A 15,692-nucleotide genomic window follows, 5' to 3' on the forward strand; every position below is an offset into this window, starting at 1 on the left:
CGATTACAACTTATAAGGAGGCTTTTTCTATTATGAAAAAAATGATTTTAGCAGGTGCGTTAACTTTAGCAGGAATTACCGGCGCTACCGCGTTTATTCCTGAAACAAAAGTCGCTGCTGCCGCTCAAGAACAAAGCTTTACAAAATTTTATTCTTTGCAAACTGGAGGTAGTTCTGAACAAGAACCTGTTTTCCTTCAAAAGGGACAAGAGTTAACAATTCAACCTAACAGCAAAACTCCTAGTTACAGTGTTTATGACTCAAATCATAACCTTATTGGACGTTATTCTGATGGTTACGGCCGAATTTTCACTGCAAAAACAGATGGAAATATGTACGTTCAATTTCATGCACCTTACGTTTACTATAGTCCTGTTAGTTTTTCTGTTACTTATACAATCCAATAAAATAAAGGGCCTTTCTCAAGGGCCCTTTATTTTGCTTCCCAATTCACTTTTACAAAACCATCTTTCACCATTAAACCACTTATATTAAATACATACTTTTCATTTGCTTTTAATGTAGCTTTAAAAGTACCTTTTTTCGATTCACAGATTTCTTTTAACTCTCTTATACCTTCACCTTCTCCTTCTCCTTTCCTTTCATATAAGCTAAAGCATAAATTACCACGTTTTGCATCTGTTTCATAAGAAAATGTTACTTCTGTATCTTTTGCATACTCAAGTTCAATACCTTTCCCAGCAATATCCCATGATGAGAATTTTGCCTCGTAACTTGTCTCCCCTCGCTTCTCATTTTCTAAATATATATCACCAGCTCTCCACATATCATCTAGCGTTTGAACAAAAGCAAAGCCGCTAAGTAATACAAACATCGCACTTGCAAATATGACAACTAATGTTATCTTTTGTTTTTTCATAACCTTCATCGTATGTTCGCCTTCTATTTTCTTGTTACTTCTTCGTATCATATATAACAAAACTCCAATAAAAAATGGCAATACAATCGCTATAACACTCCACCACTTACTTATTCCACACATTTTCGCATCTGTATACACCCATGATGCTACACATACTAAAAGTGCTATAAAAGCCAAAAACATTGTAATCCCAGCTATCTCAAATACTACAAATGGATTAGCGAACTCTATCATGTAATTTATACTCCTTCTTTAAAAATGACTGTATGACAACGTATATAGGAATGTATAGGTGCATCATAATAACTATCGTTATAATGACAGATATTTTATGATCCAAATGACTAACAAACTGCTCTAGGGTGACTGTTAATACAATCATCCAAATAGCATGAATGAAAACAACCCATCTCTTTTCTAATTTCCGAGCATTTCGCACGCTCTGTTTCGTATGATTTATCAGCTCTTCGCTAGGAATCATCTCTCCCGCTAAACTGCTCTTTATTTTCTGTTCAAATTTATCTTCCTTCATGCACGAAACCCTCCAAATGTTCTCGCATTTTCTTTTTCGCATAATTGAGACGATACTTCACCGTACCAATCGGTATATTTAATATTTCACTCATTTCCTTGTAAGAATATTGTTCATAGTAATAGAGTACGAGTACCGTTTTATATTTTTCATTTAATAACTGTATTACTTCCCGTATCATTTCCGCTTCCACTTTTTGAATAAATTCTTCTGATATATTCACTTCATCTGCGAAATCTATTTCTCCACCATCTTCTTTATGAAACAAATCCAATATTCGATCTTTCCACCTTTTTTTCTTACGATAAAAATCATAAAACGTACGAACACAAATTGTAGTAATCCACTTTTTATAATTATCCACATAAGAAAGTTGGTGCCTTGATGAAAAAACCTTTATCCACGTCTCTTGAAAAATATCTTCCGCATCTTCTTTCGTTTTCGCTAACTTATAGCATAAGGAATATATTTGCTGCTTATATATATCAATTAATTCTTCTACCTTTTCTTCCATCATAAGCCTCCTGTCATTTATATAAGACGACGCAAATTATCCTTTTGTTTGATAAAATTTTATTTTTTTATTATCTCCATACAAAAAGGCAATCACAACATCGTGTGATTGCCTTTTACTGAAAGCGAAAAATCGGCTCCGCTTTGCTAGAATACTCGGTGGCTTCGCGCCTTCCTCCGAGGCAAAGTACGCCTCTCTGTTAGGAGCTCCATCCCCCTCCTATTCTAAACGAGCCGCTTTCTCTTTTCTTAATTACATTTTTTCTGGTGCAGATACTCCTACGATTGCTAATGCATTTTGAAGTGTAGTGCGTACTGCTTTCATTAACTCGTAACGGGCTTTACTTAATTCTAAGTTATCTTGGTTCAATACTTTTTCTGCATTGTAGAAGCTGTGTAATGCTGCTGCTAATTCAAATGCATAGCTTGTAATGCGGTGTGGCAGACGTTTTTGTGCTGCATCCGCAACTACAGCTGGGAATTCACCAAGTTTTTTCAGTAACTCTACTTCTTTCTCAGAAGTAACAAGTTTGTAATTCACGTCTCCATCTGCAGCTAATCCTAACTCTTCACCTTGACGAAGGATACTGCATACACGAGCATGAGCATATTGTGCATAGTATACTGGGTTTTCATTAGATTTTGATACAGCTAAGTCCATATCGAAGTCTAAATGAGAATCACCGCTACGCATCGCGAAGAAGTATCTCATTGCGTCCACGCCTACTTCTTCCATAAGCTCACGAAGTGTAACTGCTTTACCTGTACGCTTACTCATTTTCATTTTTTCACCATTTTGGTACAGTTGTACCATTTGGATGATTTCTACTTCAAGTGTTTCTTTATCGTAACCTAGCGCTTGAATAGCAGCTTTCATACGAGGAATGTAACCGTGGTGGTCAGCACCCCAAATGTTGATTAACTTATCGAAACCACGCTCTAATTTATCACGGTGATAAGCGATATCTGGCGTTAAGTATGTGTAAGAACCGTCATTTTTAATTAATACACGGTTTTTGTCGTCACCGTAAGTCATTGAACGGAACCAAGTTGCTCCGCCTTCTTCAAAGATTTCATCACGCTCTTTTAATACAGCAAGTGCAGCATCAATTTTTCCGTTTTTGTATAATGATGTTTCTGAGAACCATACATCAAATTTAACACGGAAGCTCTCTAAGTCTTTTTGAAGTTTTGCTAACTCATATTTCAAACCATATTCACGGTAGAATTCATAGCTTTCTTTTTCATCAGCTTTTGCGTAACGATCACCAAACTCTTCAGCTAAACGTTTACCGATTCCAATGATATCCGCACCATGGTAACCGTCTTCTGGCATTTCTTTCTCTAAACCTAATGCTTGCATGTAACGAGCTTCAACAGAAAGAGCTAAGTTATGAATTTGGTTACCAGCATCATTAATATAGTACTCACGAGATACATCGTATCCTGCTTTTGCTAATACGTTACATAAAGTGTCACCTACTGCCGCACCACGTGCATGTCCTAAGTGAAGGTCACCTGTTGGATTCGCAGATACGAACTCAACTTGTACTTTTTCACCTTTACCAGTGTTCGTTTCACCGTAAGCTTCACCAGCGTTTACGATTGTTGGAATTAAATCTGTTAAGTAGCTATTATCCATATAGAAGTTAATAAAACCAGGACCAGCGATTTCGATTTTTTCAATAGAAGCTTTTGCTTTATCGAAGTTTGCAACTAGTTCTTCTGCAATCATACGAGGTGCTTTTTTCGCAACGCGTGCAAGTTGCATTGCCATATTTGTAGAGAAGTCACCATTTGTTTTATCTTTTGGAGATTCTAATACAACGTTTGGAATCTGTTCTTCTGTCGCTAATTCTGCCTTTAATACAGCAGCTTGAATTTCTTCTTTAATCAATCCTTTTACCTGTTCTAAGGAATTCATTATTTTTCCTCCTTCAAATTAATTGTAATTGTATATCTGCCAGCTTCTTGTTCACTTAGAAGCAATGCGTACGTTAAGAAGAGTTGTCCTTTTTTCTTTTCATCCGACCATTTAAAAAGAACGTTATCAGTTTTCGTTTGCAGTGCAAACGTACCAAGTTCACTCGTATACGTACCCGTTGTCCATTCACCTTTCACATGCGTCTGACGCATAGAAATAGCACCTGAACGCATAATGAGAACTTGTTCATCTTGAATTTTAATAATTGTTTTCACTTCGCCTTGTTCGTTCGGCTCCTGGAATGTTACATATGTACCTTGACCTTTTACATAGTATTGACCATTTGCTTCAAAAGCAACGGTTTCCTTCCTCGCCCCTTCACGGATTTCTGTTACGAAATGAACGTGTACCGGCAAGCCTGCAAGTTGTTTCTTCACGTCTTGCACACCTTTCAAATGTTATAGATATTAAATACTACTTATAATAAATCACTTTTCCTATCATATCAAAAAAAGACGCTGTCTGTCTGCTGAAAAATCAGGAAAACTCCATTTCAAAAAATAATTCACTTCTACTTTATTTCATGTGATAAAATATTTTTTAAATCTAAATATTCTTTTAATTATAGAGGTGAATTCAGTGATACCAACAAAGTTAAAAAAGGGTGATGAAATACGCGTGATTTCACCATCGTGTAGTTTAAGTATTGTTTCAAATGAAAATAGAAAACTTGCTACAAAAAGATTAACTGACATGGGCTTTCAAGTTACATTCTCAAAATATGCCGATGAGATAGATCAATTTGCTTCCTCTTCTATTTCTTCCCGCATTCAAGACCTCCATGAAGCATTTGGAGACCCTAATGTAAAAGCTATTTTGACGACACTTGGCGGATACAACTCCAATGGTTTATTGAAACATCTCGATTATGATCTAATTCGTAAAAACCCGAAATTTTTCTGTGGTTATTCTGATATTACTGCCTTAAATAATGCAATTTACACAAAAACAGGGCTTGTTACATATTCGGGTCCCCACTTCTCTTCATTTGGAATGGAGAAAGGGCTCGAGTATACAAACGATTACTTTTTACAATGCTTAACCACTAATGAGCCTATTGAAATTATTCCGGCGGAAACGTGGAGCGATGATTCTTGGTATATGGATCAGGAAAATCGAGAATTTATAAAAAATGAAGGGTATGTTCCAATTCAAGAGGGGGAAGCGACAGGAGAAATTATCGGTGGCAATATGAGCACACTTAATTTACTACAAGGCACACCATATATGCCAAACTTAAAGGGCAAAATTTTATTCCTTGAAGAAGACAGTTTAACAGGAAAATCAACGCTTAAAACTTTTGATCGCTATCTACATTCCCTTATGCAGCAACCTGATTTTGAACATATAACAGGTATTGTAATAGGAAGAATGCAAAAAGAAGCAGAATGTACGATAGCGGACATTCAAGAAATGATTTCTTCAAAACCTGAACTTGCACATATTCCTATCATTGCAAATGCAAATTTTGGACATACAACTCCAATTTTTACTTTTCCAATTGGTGGACATGCCAAAATCATTTCTAACAAAGAAAATACATCTATCACTATTTTAACGCACTAAAAAAGGAGCGAACGATTCGCTCCTTTTATGATTTTTCTATTTTTTGCAACGCTTTTTGCGGGATTGACTCTTTCGTTATTTCAGCCCATCCTTTTCCTTGCATACCTTTTGCATAAATTTTTATAAAAGCACCTGCATGCAATTCACGATTTACCATTCTTTTAATAATTTGTTGCTTTCCGTCCTCTGTATACCCTTTAAATGTATACAAATATTCACCGTCTTTTTTCTCACCTTTATCTACAACCGCATAATAATCTTGTATTTCTTTATTCGAAAAGAAGTTGTCTACAAAAGCATGTACACCTTCTGTTTTTGTGTTTAAATAATATGCTGTTCCCCCTAAAATGATGGCGAATACAGCTAAAACTTTAATTACCAATTTCATACATGCGCCTCCTGTTTGCACTTCTTTCTCACTAGTATTATATCTATACTTGTATTATACGGAAAAGAGCATACTATACTCTATCTAAAAGTCTTACACTTTCCTTACATTATTGTAAGGGATTTTTTCTTAAAGCAAGTTCCCAAGAAAAAATTTTTCCGTTTCATACACTTTTATATTATTATTGAATGATACGAATTTTTATTACAAAAATCAAAGGAGACAGTTTTCAAATGGCTATCTTGCAAGGTTTAGCACTATTACTTGTTGTACTTTGTCTATTTACACTTTTCAGTTACCGTGCGCCTTACGGAATGAAGGCGATGGGCGCTTTAGCTAATGCAGCAATCGCAAGTTTTCTTATTGAAGCATTTCACCGTTATATAGGTGGAGAAATGTTTCATAATGACTTTTTACAATCAGTAGGAGAAGCTTCTGGTAGTATGAGCGGTGTCGCAGCAGCGATTTTAGTCGCATTAGCAATCGGTGTTTCCCCCGTATACGCTGTTTTAATTGGTATCGCTACTAGTGGATTCGGTATTTTACCAGGATTTTTCGCCGGATACGTTTGTGCCTTCGTCGTGAAATTTCTCGAAAAGAAATTACCGGCTGGTGTGGAATTTTTAGCAATCCTATTTATCGCTGCACCAATCTCACGTGGAATGGCAATGCTTATGGATCCGCTCGTTAACGCAACACTTGGTAAAATCGGTTCTATGATATCAGTTGCAACTACAGAAAGTCCTATCATTATGGGTATTATGCTTGGTGGATTAATAACAGTTATTTCTACCTCTCCACTGAGTTCTATGGCACTAACTGCAATGCTTGGATTAACAGGTTTACCAATGGCAATTGGTAGTCTTGCCGTAGCAGCCTCAGCCCCGATGAACTTTATTTTCTTTAAGCGACTAAAAATTTGCTCAAAGAAAGACACAATCGCTGTAGCAATCGAGCCTTTAACACAAGCAGATGTTGTTTCAGCAAATCCAATTCCAATTTATGCAACAAACTTCGTTGGCGGTGCACTTGCCGGTATTATTACATCGCTATTCCAGCTTGTTAATAATGCACCAGGAACAGCATCACCAATTCCAGGTCTTCTTGTCCTATTCGGATTTAATGACGTTATAAAAGTAACGATTGCTGCTGTACTATGTGGAATCGTTACCACTATTGTCGGATACATCGGGTCTATTGTGTTCCGTAAATATCCGATCCGCTCTGCTGATGAAATTCGTGGAGTTACTTCGGAAGAGAAGGTTGCATAAGAAAAAGAGCTATTCCCATCGTTTGAGAATAGCTTTTTTTGTGTTGCGTAACGGTAAATGAAATTATATCGGCGATTTTTTAAATATATCGACTTACCGACACATAACGACAAAGCAAGAGCCCTCTAATCATATAGAGGGCTCTTACTTTATCTAGCTGCAGCGGCTAGAATGATCGGTGGCTTCCGCTTTTATTTCTATCCAGTTACGCCTCCTAGACCCTTGCGTCTAAGAACCTTCCCTGCCAAAAGGTAAAAAGCACCTTTTGCAGGAAAGAACCTTAGTCACCGGGTCTAAACAGTCGGCTTCACTTTTATTTCACCCAACCGAGCAGCATTTCCCGCACGAATTTGCTTGCTGCGACTGGTGTTTGATCACTATGGTCGTAGACTGGGGCTACTTCTACTAAGTCTGCTCCAACTACATTTATATTTGAATTTGCAATTGCTACGATGGAATCTAATAATTCTTTAGATGTGATACCGCCAGCTTCTAACGTTCCTGTTCCTGGAGCGTGAGCTGGGTCTAATACATCAATGTCGATTGTGACATAGACTGGGCGTCCAGCAAGTTTCGGTAATACTTCTTTTAACGGTTCTAATACGTCAAATTTATATAAGTTCATACCTACTTCTTTCGCCCATTCAAATTCTTCCTTCATTCCAGAACGAATTCCGAAAGAATATACGTTTTCCGGACCAATTAAATCACACACTTTACGAATTGGTGTAGAGTGGGATAAAGGCTCCCCTTCATACGATTCACGTAAATCAGTATGAGCATCCATATGGATGATTGCTAAATCCGGATATTTTTTTGCCATTGCCTTAAAAATTGGCCAAGACACTAGGTGCTCACCGCCGAGACCTAGTGGAAACTTATCGGCATCTAAAAGTTTTGATACATACTCTTCAATCATGTCTAAGCTGCGTTGTGCGTTTCCGAATGGTAATGGGATATCACCCGCATCAAAATATTTTACCTCTTCTAATTCACGATCTAAATACGGACTATATTCTTCAAGACCGATTGATACTTCACGAATACGTGCAGGGCCAAAACGAGATCCCGGACGGTAACTTACTGTCCAATCCATAGGCATCCCATAAATAACTACCTTTGACTCTTCAAAACTTGGATGACTTTTAATAAATACTTTACCTGAATAAGCTTCATCAAAACGCATATTCTTTTCCTCCTTATGTGGAACTTAAGGTATCCCAACCTTTCACTATTTCTCAAATTTGGAGCGAATTGCTCCTCTTTCTCGATTTACCGGGTCTTCTTTTTAACAACAAGAAGACGATTTTCTCTACAGAAGTGTAAGTAGCTAGCATGTTCAAGTCTTCTGGACAAACACCTTAAATGAGCTACTCACACTTTATTTGTTCAAGCTCGATTTTCTTACTTAATTAAATCGCCAACAAATTTCGGTAATGCGAATGCTGCGTTGTGTAATTCTTTTGTGTAGTATTTCGTTTCGATTTCGTGGAAACGCTCTTCACTTACTTCTAATGGATCATGTTTTTTAGATCCAATTGTGAACGTCCAAAGACCACTTGGGTATGTTGGAATATTAGCTGTGTATAAACGAGTAATTGGGAAAATTTCTTTTACATCTTTAAACACAGTCGTAATTAACTCTGGTGTGAACCAAGGGTTGTCCGTTTGTGCAACGAAAATACCATCTTCTTTTAACGCTTTTGAAATTCCAGCATAGAAGCCTTTTGTAAATAGGTTTACTGCTGGTCCTACTGGCTCAGTAGAATCTACCATAATTACATCGTATTCATTTTCGCTTTCTGCGATATGTAGGAAACCGTCTCCTACTTTTACTTCTACACGCTCATTATCTAATGCGCCTGCAATTGATGGTAAGTATTGTTTAGAGTACTCAATTACTTTTCCATCGATTTCAACAAGAGTTGCTTTCTTTACACTTGGGTGTTTTAACACTTCACGAATAACACCACCATCACCGCCACCAACAACTAATACGTTTTCAGGGTTTGGATGTGTAAATAAAGGTACGTGCGCTACCATTTCATGATAAACGAACTCATCTTTTTCTGTTGTCATAACCATGCCATCTAAAATAAGCATGTTTCCGAACTCTTCCGTTTCAACCATATCAAGTTTTTGGAATTCTGTTTGCTCCGTATGTAATGTGCGGTTAATACGCGCCGTAATCCCAAAATGTTTTGTTTGTTTTTCAGTGAACCATAGTTCCATCGTACAATCACGCCTTTCAATGCAAATTTATAATAGGGACATCATTAATGTCCCCTAACAAAAATAAAACAAAACATCCAAAATGTATAGTTAAAAGTACAAAAATACCGAAAATATATTTTAGTCAGAGGGTTCTAACATATATGTATAAAGAAAACCCTTTCTTAAGAAAGGGCTTTTGTCTCTATTTCTACTGGTTTACGAATTGGAATTAGGATCATAATACAACCAACTAACACCACAATTCCACCTACTAAAAACGGACTTTGTGGTGAAACAGTATGACCGATAATTCCTGATAAAATCGGAGCAATTGCGCCCCCTAACCAACGAACAAAGTTATAAACACCTGACGTAACAGATCTTTCATAAGGTGAAATATCCATTACATAACTTGTATATAATGCATTGTTTAAGCCAGATGCTAATCCTGATAAAACGATAAGAGTAATTTGTAACCACATAATTTTCACAAAGAATAGTGCAATTAAGAAAATCGCAAATACAAGTAAACTACCCTTCAATAATGTTTTTGTTTCATATTTCCCTTCTAGCTTATGTGCTAAAATTGCAGAACCGTAAGCTAACGCTAATCCCCATCCGCAAAATACAAAGCCTAATTGAATAGCTGATAAATGCATAATAAGTGGTGAATATGCTAACACAACGAAAAATCCGTAGTAGTATAACATTCCTGAAATCGCACCTTGCATAAACGGTTTATACTTCACTAGGTTAAGTAATTCTCCTACGCCAGCAGCCTTACGCTTCACTTTTCGTTCTGGTTCTTTTACAAAAAAGAATACTAAAATAAATGCTAAGAAAATTAAAATACTCGTCGCGAAAAACGGATAACGCCAAGAATGACCACCTAATATCCCGCCTAATAACGGTCCGCCAGCCATGCCTAAACCGATCGCTGCTTCGTATAATCCTACTGCTTCATGAACTTCTTTACTTAATGCTATTAACAGCGTCATTGCTGTAGCAAAAAACATCGCATTTCCTAATCCCCATCCAGCACGGAAAAGAGATAATTGAGCAATCGTTTGCGATATACCACATATAAACGCAAATACAGTCACAATCGCAAGACCGATTGTCATCATCCGTTTATCACCAAATCTTGATGCAAATATACCAGCTGGTAACATCATGATTGCCATCGTTAAAATATAAGCAGTAAATAACATTTCAACTTGCCAATGCGTTGCACCAATTTTCTCTGCAATAATCGGCAAAATTGGGTCGACTACTCCTATACCCGAAAAGGCAAGGAAGGTAGCCACCACTGTAATCAATCTCCCTAGTTTTTGTTTGCTCTCCATTTTGATTACTCTCCTTTTGTGCTCTCTAAAAATGTTACTGCACGATGTAAACTATCTTCAAGTTCTGCCTTTACACGTTGCATTTGCTCCATTTTTTCGTCTAACGTTTGCACTTGTTTTTCAAGCATATCTTTAATTTCTTGAATCACTTCACGATCACGAGGGTTCTCGCTATTTCTTCTTTGCTCCATTCTTTCTTTTAGTGATAAGAAATGCTGCATTTCTTGAAGTGTGATTCCTAGCACTTCTTTCGCTTCTACAATTCTTTTAATTCTGGCAATATCCTCATCCGTATACAGACGAATATTCCCCTCACTACGTTCTGGGGGATGAATTAAACCAATTTCCTCATAATAACGAAGTGTACGTTTTGTTAAACCGACTTGCTTTGTTACTTCATCAATTTTATACATGTTTATTCCTCCCTTCACTTGATTATTACATTTTACGTTAACGTTAACTTTTCTGCAACTGTTAGACTTTTGTAAATGTTTATCATATTCAATTGTATTTTCCCTAAAGCAGTTTCATAATGAAAGAAAAGAGATAATAAGGAGAATTTCACATGAGTAAACCACTTATTTTCGCTCACCGCGGAGTAAAAGGTACACATCCCGAAAATACGATGATTGCCTTCCAAGAAGCAGAACGCATTGGCGCTCAAGGAATTGAACTCGATGTCCACTTATCAAAAGATGGTGAACTTGTCGTAATTCACGATGAAACCGTCGATCGTACAACAAATGGCGTTGGACTTGTTTCGGAAAAAACGGTAGAGGAACTACAATCATTGGACGCTGGTAGCTATAAAGACCCTTCTTTCCATGAAGCAAAAATCCCAACGTTGCGTGAGATTTTCATTTGGCTTTCCACAACGAACTTACAACTAAATATTGAATTAAAGACAGATGTTATTCATTACCCAAATATTGAGGAAAAAGCTGTTGCACTTGTGCGCGAATATCATCTTTCTAATCAAATTGTATTTTCATCATTTAACCATGACTCTGTTTCATTATTAGCAGAAATTGCTCCTGAAATCCCAAGAGCAATTTTATATGATACACCGATTGCTGATCCAATTGCCGAAGCAAAACAGAGAAAAGCAAGTGGATTACATCCAAACTTCCAGCTATTAACGAAAGAATTTGTGCAATTAGCACAAGAGCAAGGATATGTTTTCCGTCCATATACAATTAACGAATACAAAGATTTACAAACTATGATTGATTATGGTGTAGATGTCATCATTACCGATTGGCCAGCACGTGCCTTTGAGCTCCTTTCTTAATGGAAGGAGCTTTTTATTTTCGAAATTTCATTGTTTAAAATAAATGAAAACCCTCAATACTAATACAATAACGCTTGTATTAATGAGGGGCTGAAAAAAGATGGATCAAACTATGAATCCAAAACTTAAAAAATATAAACGTCTTTTCTTCACCGCAATGTTTTCTTGCGTCCTTTTCTTCGTTTTTTCTTTTTTTGTTATTATTATAGTTGCAAAAATTATGGGACCTCCTCCTGTTGCGGTCCCACAAACAAGCGTCTTTTACGCAAACGATGATACTGTTATTGGACAAAGTAATGAAATTCAAAAACGTTACAATGTCTCTCTTAATGAAATTTCACCTTATGTAAAAGAAGCGACCCTTTCTATTGAAGATCAAAGATTTTATAAACATCACGGCTTCGATGTGAAACGGATTGCAGGTGCAATTGTTGCTGATTTAAAAGCGATGGCAAAGGTACAAGGAGCTAGTACAATTACACAACAATACGCGCGTAATCTGTATTTAGATCATGATAAAACGTGGAAACGGAAATTATTAGAGGCAATGTACACTGTCCGCCTTGAAGTAAACTATAATAAAAATCATATTTTAGAAGGATATTTAAATACAATTTATTACGGACATGGCGCTTATGGAATCGAAGCTGCGTCCCGTCTATATTTCGATAAAACAGCAAAAGATTTAACATTAGCAGAAGCTAGTATGCTCGCAGGTATCCCGAAAGGGCCAAGTGTCTATTCTCCCTTTTTGAAAGAGGATCGTGCTAAAGGACGACAAGCTCTCATATTAGATGAAATGGTCGAACAAGGATATATTACGAAGCAACAAGCAGCCTTAGCGAAGAAAGAGCCACTAACTTTTGCCTCATTAGATACGAAAAAAGTAGCAGAGGTCGCACCATATTTCCAAGATGCTGTACAAGCTTCGCTTCTTCGTGATGTTGGATTAGACGAACAAGCTTTACAACGGGGTGGCTTGCGAATTTATACAACGCTAGACCCTAAACTACAAGCTGTAGCAGAGCAAGCTGTAAAAGATCATATACCTGACACAACAAACATACAAACTGCTCTCGTCTCTATGAATCCAACGACAGGTGAAGTGGCTGCTCTTGTTGGCGGAACTGATTATACTACGAGTCAATTTAACAGGGCTACACAAGCCGTTCGTCAGCCTGGTTCTACATTTAAGCCATTTCTATATTATGCAGCATTAGAACGAGGATTCACGCCTGCTACGCGCTTAAAAAGCGAATATACTGTATTTACTTTAGGTGACGGCGTTTCAAAGTATAAACCAAAAAACTATAAAGATTATTATGCAGATGATTTTGTAACGATGGCACAAGCTCTCGCAGTCTCTGATAACATATATGCTGTAAAAACGAATTTATTTTTAGGAGATGACGCACTCGCAAAAACAGCAAAACAATTTGGAATTACAAGTGCATTAAAAGATGTGCCTTCTCTAGCTCTCGGCACATCACCCGTAAAACCAATTGAAATGGTTAACGCTTATAGCATGTTCGCAAACGGTGGAAAAGAAGTAAAACCTACTTTCATTCGCCGCATTATGGATCATGAAGGAAATATATTATACGATGCTCATTTAGAGAGTAAACAAGTTCTCGACAAGAGCAAAGCGTTTGTAATGGAAGAAATGATGACCGGTATGTTTAATAAGAAACTAAGCAGTTATGCTGCTGTAACTGGCCAATCGATGTTATCAAAATTATCAAGAACATATGCCGGAAAATCTGGTTCTACTGAAACGGATAGTTGGATGATCGGATTTACTCCGCAAATCGTAACAGGTGTATGGGTCGGATATGATCAACCTAAATCTATTTCAAACGTAGCAGAACAAGGATATGCGAAGAAAATATGGACTGATACGATGGAGAAAGGCTTAGATGGACAGCCCAAAAAAGAATTTAAACAACCAGGTGACGTCGTAGCGGTTAATATCAACCCAGAGAACGGTAAAATTGCTACAAAAAATTGTCCTATTTCTGTGAAAATGTATTTCGCTAAAGGTACCGAACCGACTGAATATTGTATGGATCACGTCGATGATAAAGAAGAATTTGAAAAAACGACTGAAGAAAAGAAAAAAACAAGTTGGTGGAAAAAATATCTTCCTTGGTAAAAAAAATAGCTGACGGGCATCCGTCAGCTATTTTTTATTCACTTAATAATGCAAGGCGCAATTCTTCACTAGATTCGTTCCAAATCGCTTCATTATGTTCTTTCAAGAACGTACCAAGTACTTTTTTAGATGATTCATCCATATGGTCAACCATAATGTGACGCTTCATTGATTTATCCATTTTGTTTACGTGTTCTGGAAGTGATTTATATCCGCGACGAATTTCACGGTCTACTGTCATTTCACAAGCTGTTACACCTGCGTAATAAGCACCAGTTGCAGTTCTTTCAATCGTTACCCAAACAAGCCAAAATGGTTTTCCGTTTGGAACTTCATCTTTATTTGTTAAAAACTTAATACCTTTTTCTACTGTACTACGCGCATGCATCGCACCGATATCAACGAATGCAGTTTTCTCTAGTACATCAACAAATACAGGTGAAATGTTTTCTAGGCTTAATGCCCCAACACCAAATCCACCATGTCCATCTGTTGAATCATTTTTCACGATATTAAAACCGATTTTTTTCTTTTTCTCTGTCATATGTAAAATCCTCCTCACTTAAAAATTATAACAGGCCAAAAATAGGCGCAATGATACTTTGTAAAAACATTAATACATGCGGAATAACTACCTGGAAAATAGGTTGAATTGTGTAATTACTAAGCGGTGTAATAACGAGAATTAATAACGCAATCGCTCCATATTTTTCATACTGTGTCATTTTCGCGCGAATATTTGCTGGTGCTAAATCTTCCACTACACGATACCCATCAAGTGGCGGGATCGGTAATAAATTAAATACAAGTAAAACAATATTTAACATAATAAAGAGCTCAAAAAACTTTCCTAATGTTTCAGCTACTGCAACTGGAACTGCATCTAACACTCCAAATACTGCTAAGCTATACAAAATAATTAAACCAATTGCACTTAAAATTAAGTTACTAATCGGCCCTGCAATTGAAACTAATATGCCTGCAAGACGCGGTCTTTTAAAGTTATATGGGTTAACAGGAACCGGTCTTGCCCAACCGAATCCAAGAATTAATACTGCAATCAAACCGATAGGGTCTAAATGAGCCATCGGTGATAGCGTTAAACGCCCTTGTCTCTTTGCTGTATCGTCCCCAAATTTATATGCAACATATGCATGTGCAAATTCATGAACGGATAATGCAATAATAATCGCCATTGCTACCAACGGAATTTCGTGCAATGGATATCTAAATAACTGATCCATACTTCATCTCCTCTTCCATATGTCAAAAAAAGAAATTATTTGTTTTTTCGATTGTTCTTCCCCATAATCCGCTATAATAAGAGTGTAACTTACATAAAAGGAGCGATTGTACATGCCATACGTAACAGTGAAAATGCTAGAAGGACGCACAGAAGAACAAAAGAAAGCTCTTGCTGAGAAAGTAACAGCAGCAGTAAGCGAAACAACTGGTGCTCCTGAAGAAAACATCGTTGTTTTCATCGAAGAAATGTCTAAGAATCATTATGCAGTTGGCGGAAAACGCTTAAGCGACAAATAATTTCAAGTTT

At 36.9% G+C, this 15,692-nt stretch carries 18 protein-coding genes; 6 read left to right on the forward strand and 12 right to left on the reverse strand.

Annotated elements, in window-relative coordinates:
- Nucleotides 1-32 precede the first annotated feature (32 nt).
- Nucleotides 33-407, forward strand: coding sequence for a hypothetical protein (locus ACO6VI_RS07415; protein WP_000738223.1), 375 nt, complete (start codon nucleotides 33-35; stop codon nucleotides 405-407).
- Nucleotides 408-433: 26 nt separating this feature from the next.
- Here ACO6VI_RS07415 and ACO6VI_RS07420 read toward each other — a convergent pair whose 3' ends face one another.
- From ACO6VI_RS07420 to ACO6VI_RS07440, 5 genes are all read right to left on the reverse strand, one after another.
- A complete protein-coding gene (locus ACO6VI_RS07420; RefSeq protein WP_098256893.1) occupies nucleotides 434-1,117 on the reverse strand; it encodes an anti-sigma factor in 684 nt (227 codons plus the stop codon).
- The gene (locus ACO6VI_RS07425; RefSeq protein WP_000656690.1) at nucleotides 1,101-1,415 is read right to left on the reverse strand and encodes a hypothetical protein; all 315 of its coding nucleotides are present in this window, start codon (nucleotides 1,413-1,415) and stop codon (nucleotides 1,101-1,103) included. The genes ACO6VI_RS07420 and ACO6VI_RS07425 overlap by 17 nt, the downstream gene beginning before the upstream one ends.
- Complete coding sequence (locus tag ACO6VI_RS07430; RefSeq protein WP_000391649.1) at nucleotides 1,402-1,929, reverse strand: RNA polymerase sigma factor; 528 nt, start codon at nucleotides 1,927-1,929, stop codon at nucleotides 1,402-1,404. The genes ACO6VI_RS07425 and ACO6VI_RS07430 overlap by 14 nt, the downstream gene beginning before the upstream one ends.
- A gap of 252 nt (nucleotides 1,930-2,181) precedes the next feature.
- Nucleotides 2,182-3,852 carry an arginine--tRNA ligase gene (gene argS / locus ACO6VI_RS07435; RefSeq protein ID WP_001086464.1) on the reverse strand — a complete coding sequence of 557 codons (1,671 nt, stop codon included), beginning with the start codon at nucleotides 3,850-3,852 and terminating at the stop codon, nucleotides 2,182-2,184.
- A complete protein-coding gene (locus ACO6VI_RS07440; RefSeq protein WP_161520356.1) occupies nucleotides 3,852-4,289 on the reverse strand; it encodes a DUF1934 domain-containing protein in 438 nt (145 codons plus the stop codon). Before ACO6VI_RS07440 ends, argS begins: the two co-directional genes overlap by 1 nt.
- 202 nt (nucleotides 4,290-4,491) lie before the next feature.
- Here ACO6VI_RS07440 and ACO6VI_RS07445 point away from each other — a divergent pair, with 202 nt between their 5' ends.
- A complete protein-coding gene (locus ACO6VI_RS07445) occupies nucleotides 4,492-5,478 on the forward strand; it encodes a S66 family peptidase (RefSeq protein ID WP_000613238.1) in 987 nt (328 codons plus the stop codon).
- Between the two features lie 25 nt (nucleotides 5,479-5,503).
- On the opposite strand, the gene ACO6VI_RS07450 is transcribed toward ACO6VI_RS07445, so the two are convergent.
- Nucleotides 5,504-5,866, reverse strand: a complete 363-nt coding sequence (locus ACO6VI_RS07450; RefSeq protein ID WP_000779932.1) for a YxeA family protein — start codon at nucleotides 5,864-5,866, stop codon at nucleotides 5,504-5,506.
- 233 nt (nucleotides 5,867-6,099) lie between these two features.
- Here ACO6VI_RS07450 and ACO6VI_RS07455 point away from each other — a divergent pair, with 233 nt between their 5' ends.
- Nucleotides 6,100-7,137, forward strand: a complete 1,038-nt coding sequence (locus tag ACO6VI_RS07455) for a PTS sugar transporter subunit IIC (RefSeq protein WP_000996313.1) — start codon at nucleotides 6,100-6,102, stop codon at nucleotides 7,135-7,137.
- Nucleotides 7,138-7,450: 313 nt separating this feature from the next.
- Here the strand turns inward: ACO6VI_RS07455 and speB are convergent, their stop codons facing one another.
- The 4 genes from speB to ACO6VI_RS07475 all read right to left on the reverse strand — a co-directional run bounded on the left by speB (nucleotide 7,451) and on the right by ACO6VI_RS07475 (nucleotide 11,110).
- Nucleotides 7,451-8,323: an agmatinase gene (speB, locus tag ACO6VI_RS07460; RefSeq protein ID WP_001209831.1), complete on the reverse strand. Its 873-nt coding sequence runs from the start codon at nucleotides 8,321-8,323 to the stop codon at nucleotides 7,451-7,453.
- A 218-nt stretch (nucleotides 8,324-8,541) separates the two neighbouring features.
- The gene (gene speE / locus ACO6VI_RS07465) at nucleotides 8,542-9,369 is read right to left on the reverse strand and encodes a polyamine aminopropyltransferase (RefSeq protein ID WP_000424696.1); all 828 of its coding nucleotides are present in this window, start codon (nucleotides 9,367-9,369) and stop codon (nucleotides 8,542-8,544) included.
- A 164-nt stretch (nucleotides 9,370-9,533) separates the two neighbouring features.
- On the reverse strand, nucleotides 9,534-10,697 hold the full coding sequence (locus tag ACO6VI_RS07470) for an MFS transporter (RefSeq protein ID WP_063549185.1): 1,164 nt from the start codon (nucleotides 10,695-10,697) through the stop codon (nucleotides 9,534-9,536).
- Nucleotides 10,698-10,702: 5 nt separating this feature from the next.
- Complete coding sequence (locus ACO6VI_RS07475; protein WP_000276560.1) at nucleotides 10,703-11,110, reverse strand: MerR family transcriptional regulator; 408 nt, start codon at nucleotides 11,108-11,110, stop codon at nucleotides 10,703-10,705.
- Nucleotides 11,111-11,262: 152 nt separating this feature from the next.
- On the opposite strand from ACO6VI_RS07475, the gene ACO6VI_RS07480 reads away from it, so the two are divergent.
- Both ACO6VI_RS07480 and ACO6VI_RS07485 read left to right on the forward strand, forming a co-directional pair.
- Entirely contained in the window at nucleotides 11,263-11,988 is a 726-nt protein-coding gene (locus ACO6VI_RS07480) for a glycerophosphodiester phosphodiesterase (RefSeq protein ID WP_161520355.1), read from the forward strand.
- Between the two features lie 100 nt (nucleotides 11,989-12,088).
- Nucleotides 12,089-14,140, forward strand: a complete 2,052-nt coding sequence (locus tag ACO6VI_RS07485; protein ID WP_000372960.1) for a transglycosylase domain-containing protein — start codon at nucleotides 12,089-12,091, stop codon at nucleotides 14,138-14,140.
- A 34-nt stretch (nucleotides 14,141-14,174) separates the two neighbouring features.
- On the opposite strand, the gene ACO6VI_RS07490 is transcribed toward ACO6VI_RS07485, so the two are convergent.
- On the reverse strand, nucleotides 14,175-14,684 hold the full coding sequence (locus tag ACO6VI_RS07490; RefSeq protein ID WP_000136682.1) for a YwhD family protein: 510 nt from the start codon (nucleotides 14,682-14,684) through the stop codon (nucleotides 14,175-14,177).
- A gap of 25 nt (nucleotides 14,685-14,709) precedes the next feature.
- Nucleotides 14,710-15,384 (reverse strand): site-2 protease family protein, encoded by a 675-nt coding sequence (locus tag ACO6VI_RS07495; protein WP_000372443.1) that lies wholly within the window; start codon nucleotides 15,382-15,384, stop codon nucleotides 14,710-14,712.
- Nucleotides 15,385-15,496: 112 nt separating this feature from the next.
- Here ACO6VI_RS07495 and ACO6VI_RS07500 point away from each other — a divergent pair, with 112 nt between their 5' ends.
- Entirely contained in the window at nucleotides 15,497-15,682 is a 186-nt protein-coding gene (locus ACO6VI_RS07500) for a 2-hydroxymuconate tautomerase (RefSeq protein WP_001147171.1), read from the forward strand.
- Nucleotides 15,683-15,692 lie beyond the last annotated feature (10 nt).

This window comes from Bacillus sp. PSXD-155, from assembly GCF_049310765.1.
Lineage (GTDB): Bacteria > Bacillota > Bacilli > Bacillales > Bacillaceae_G > Bacillus_A > Bacillus_A cereus.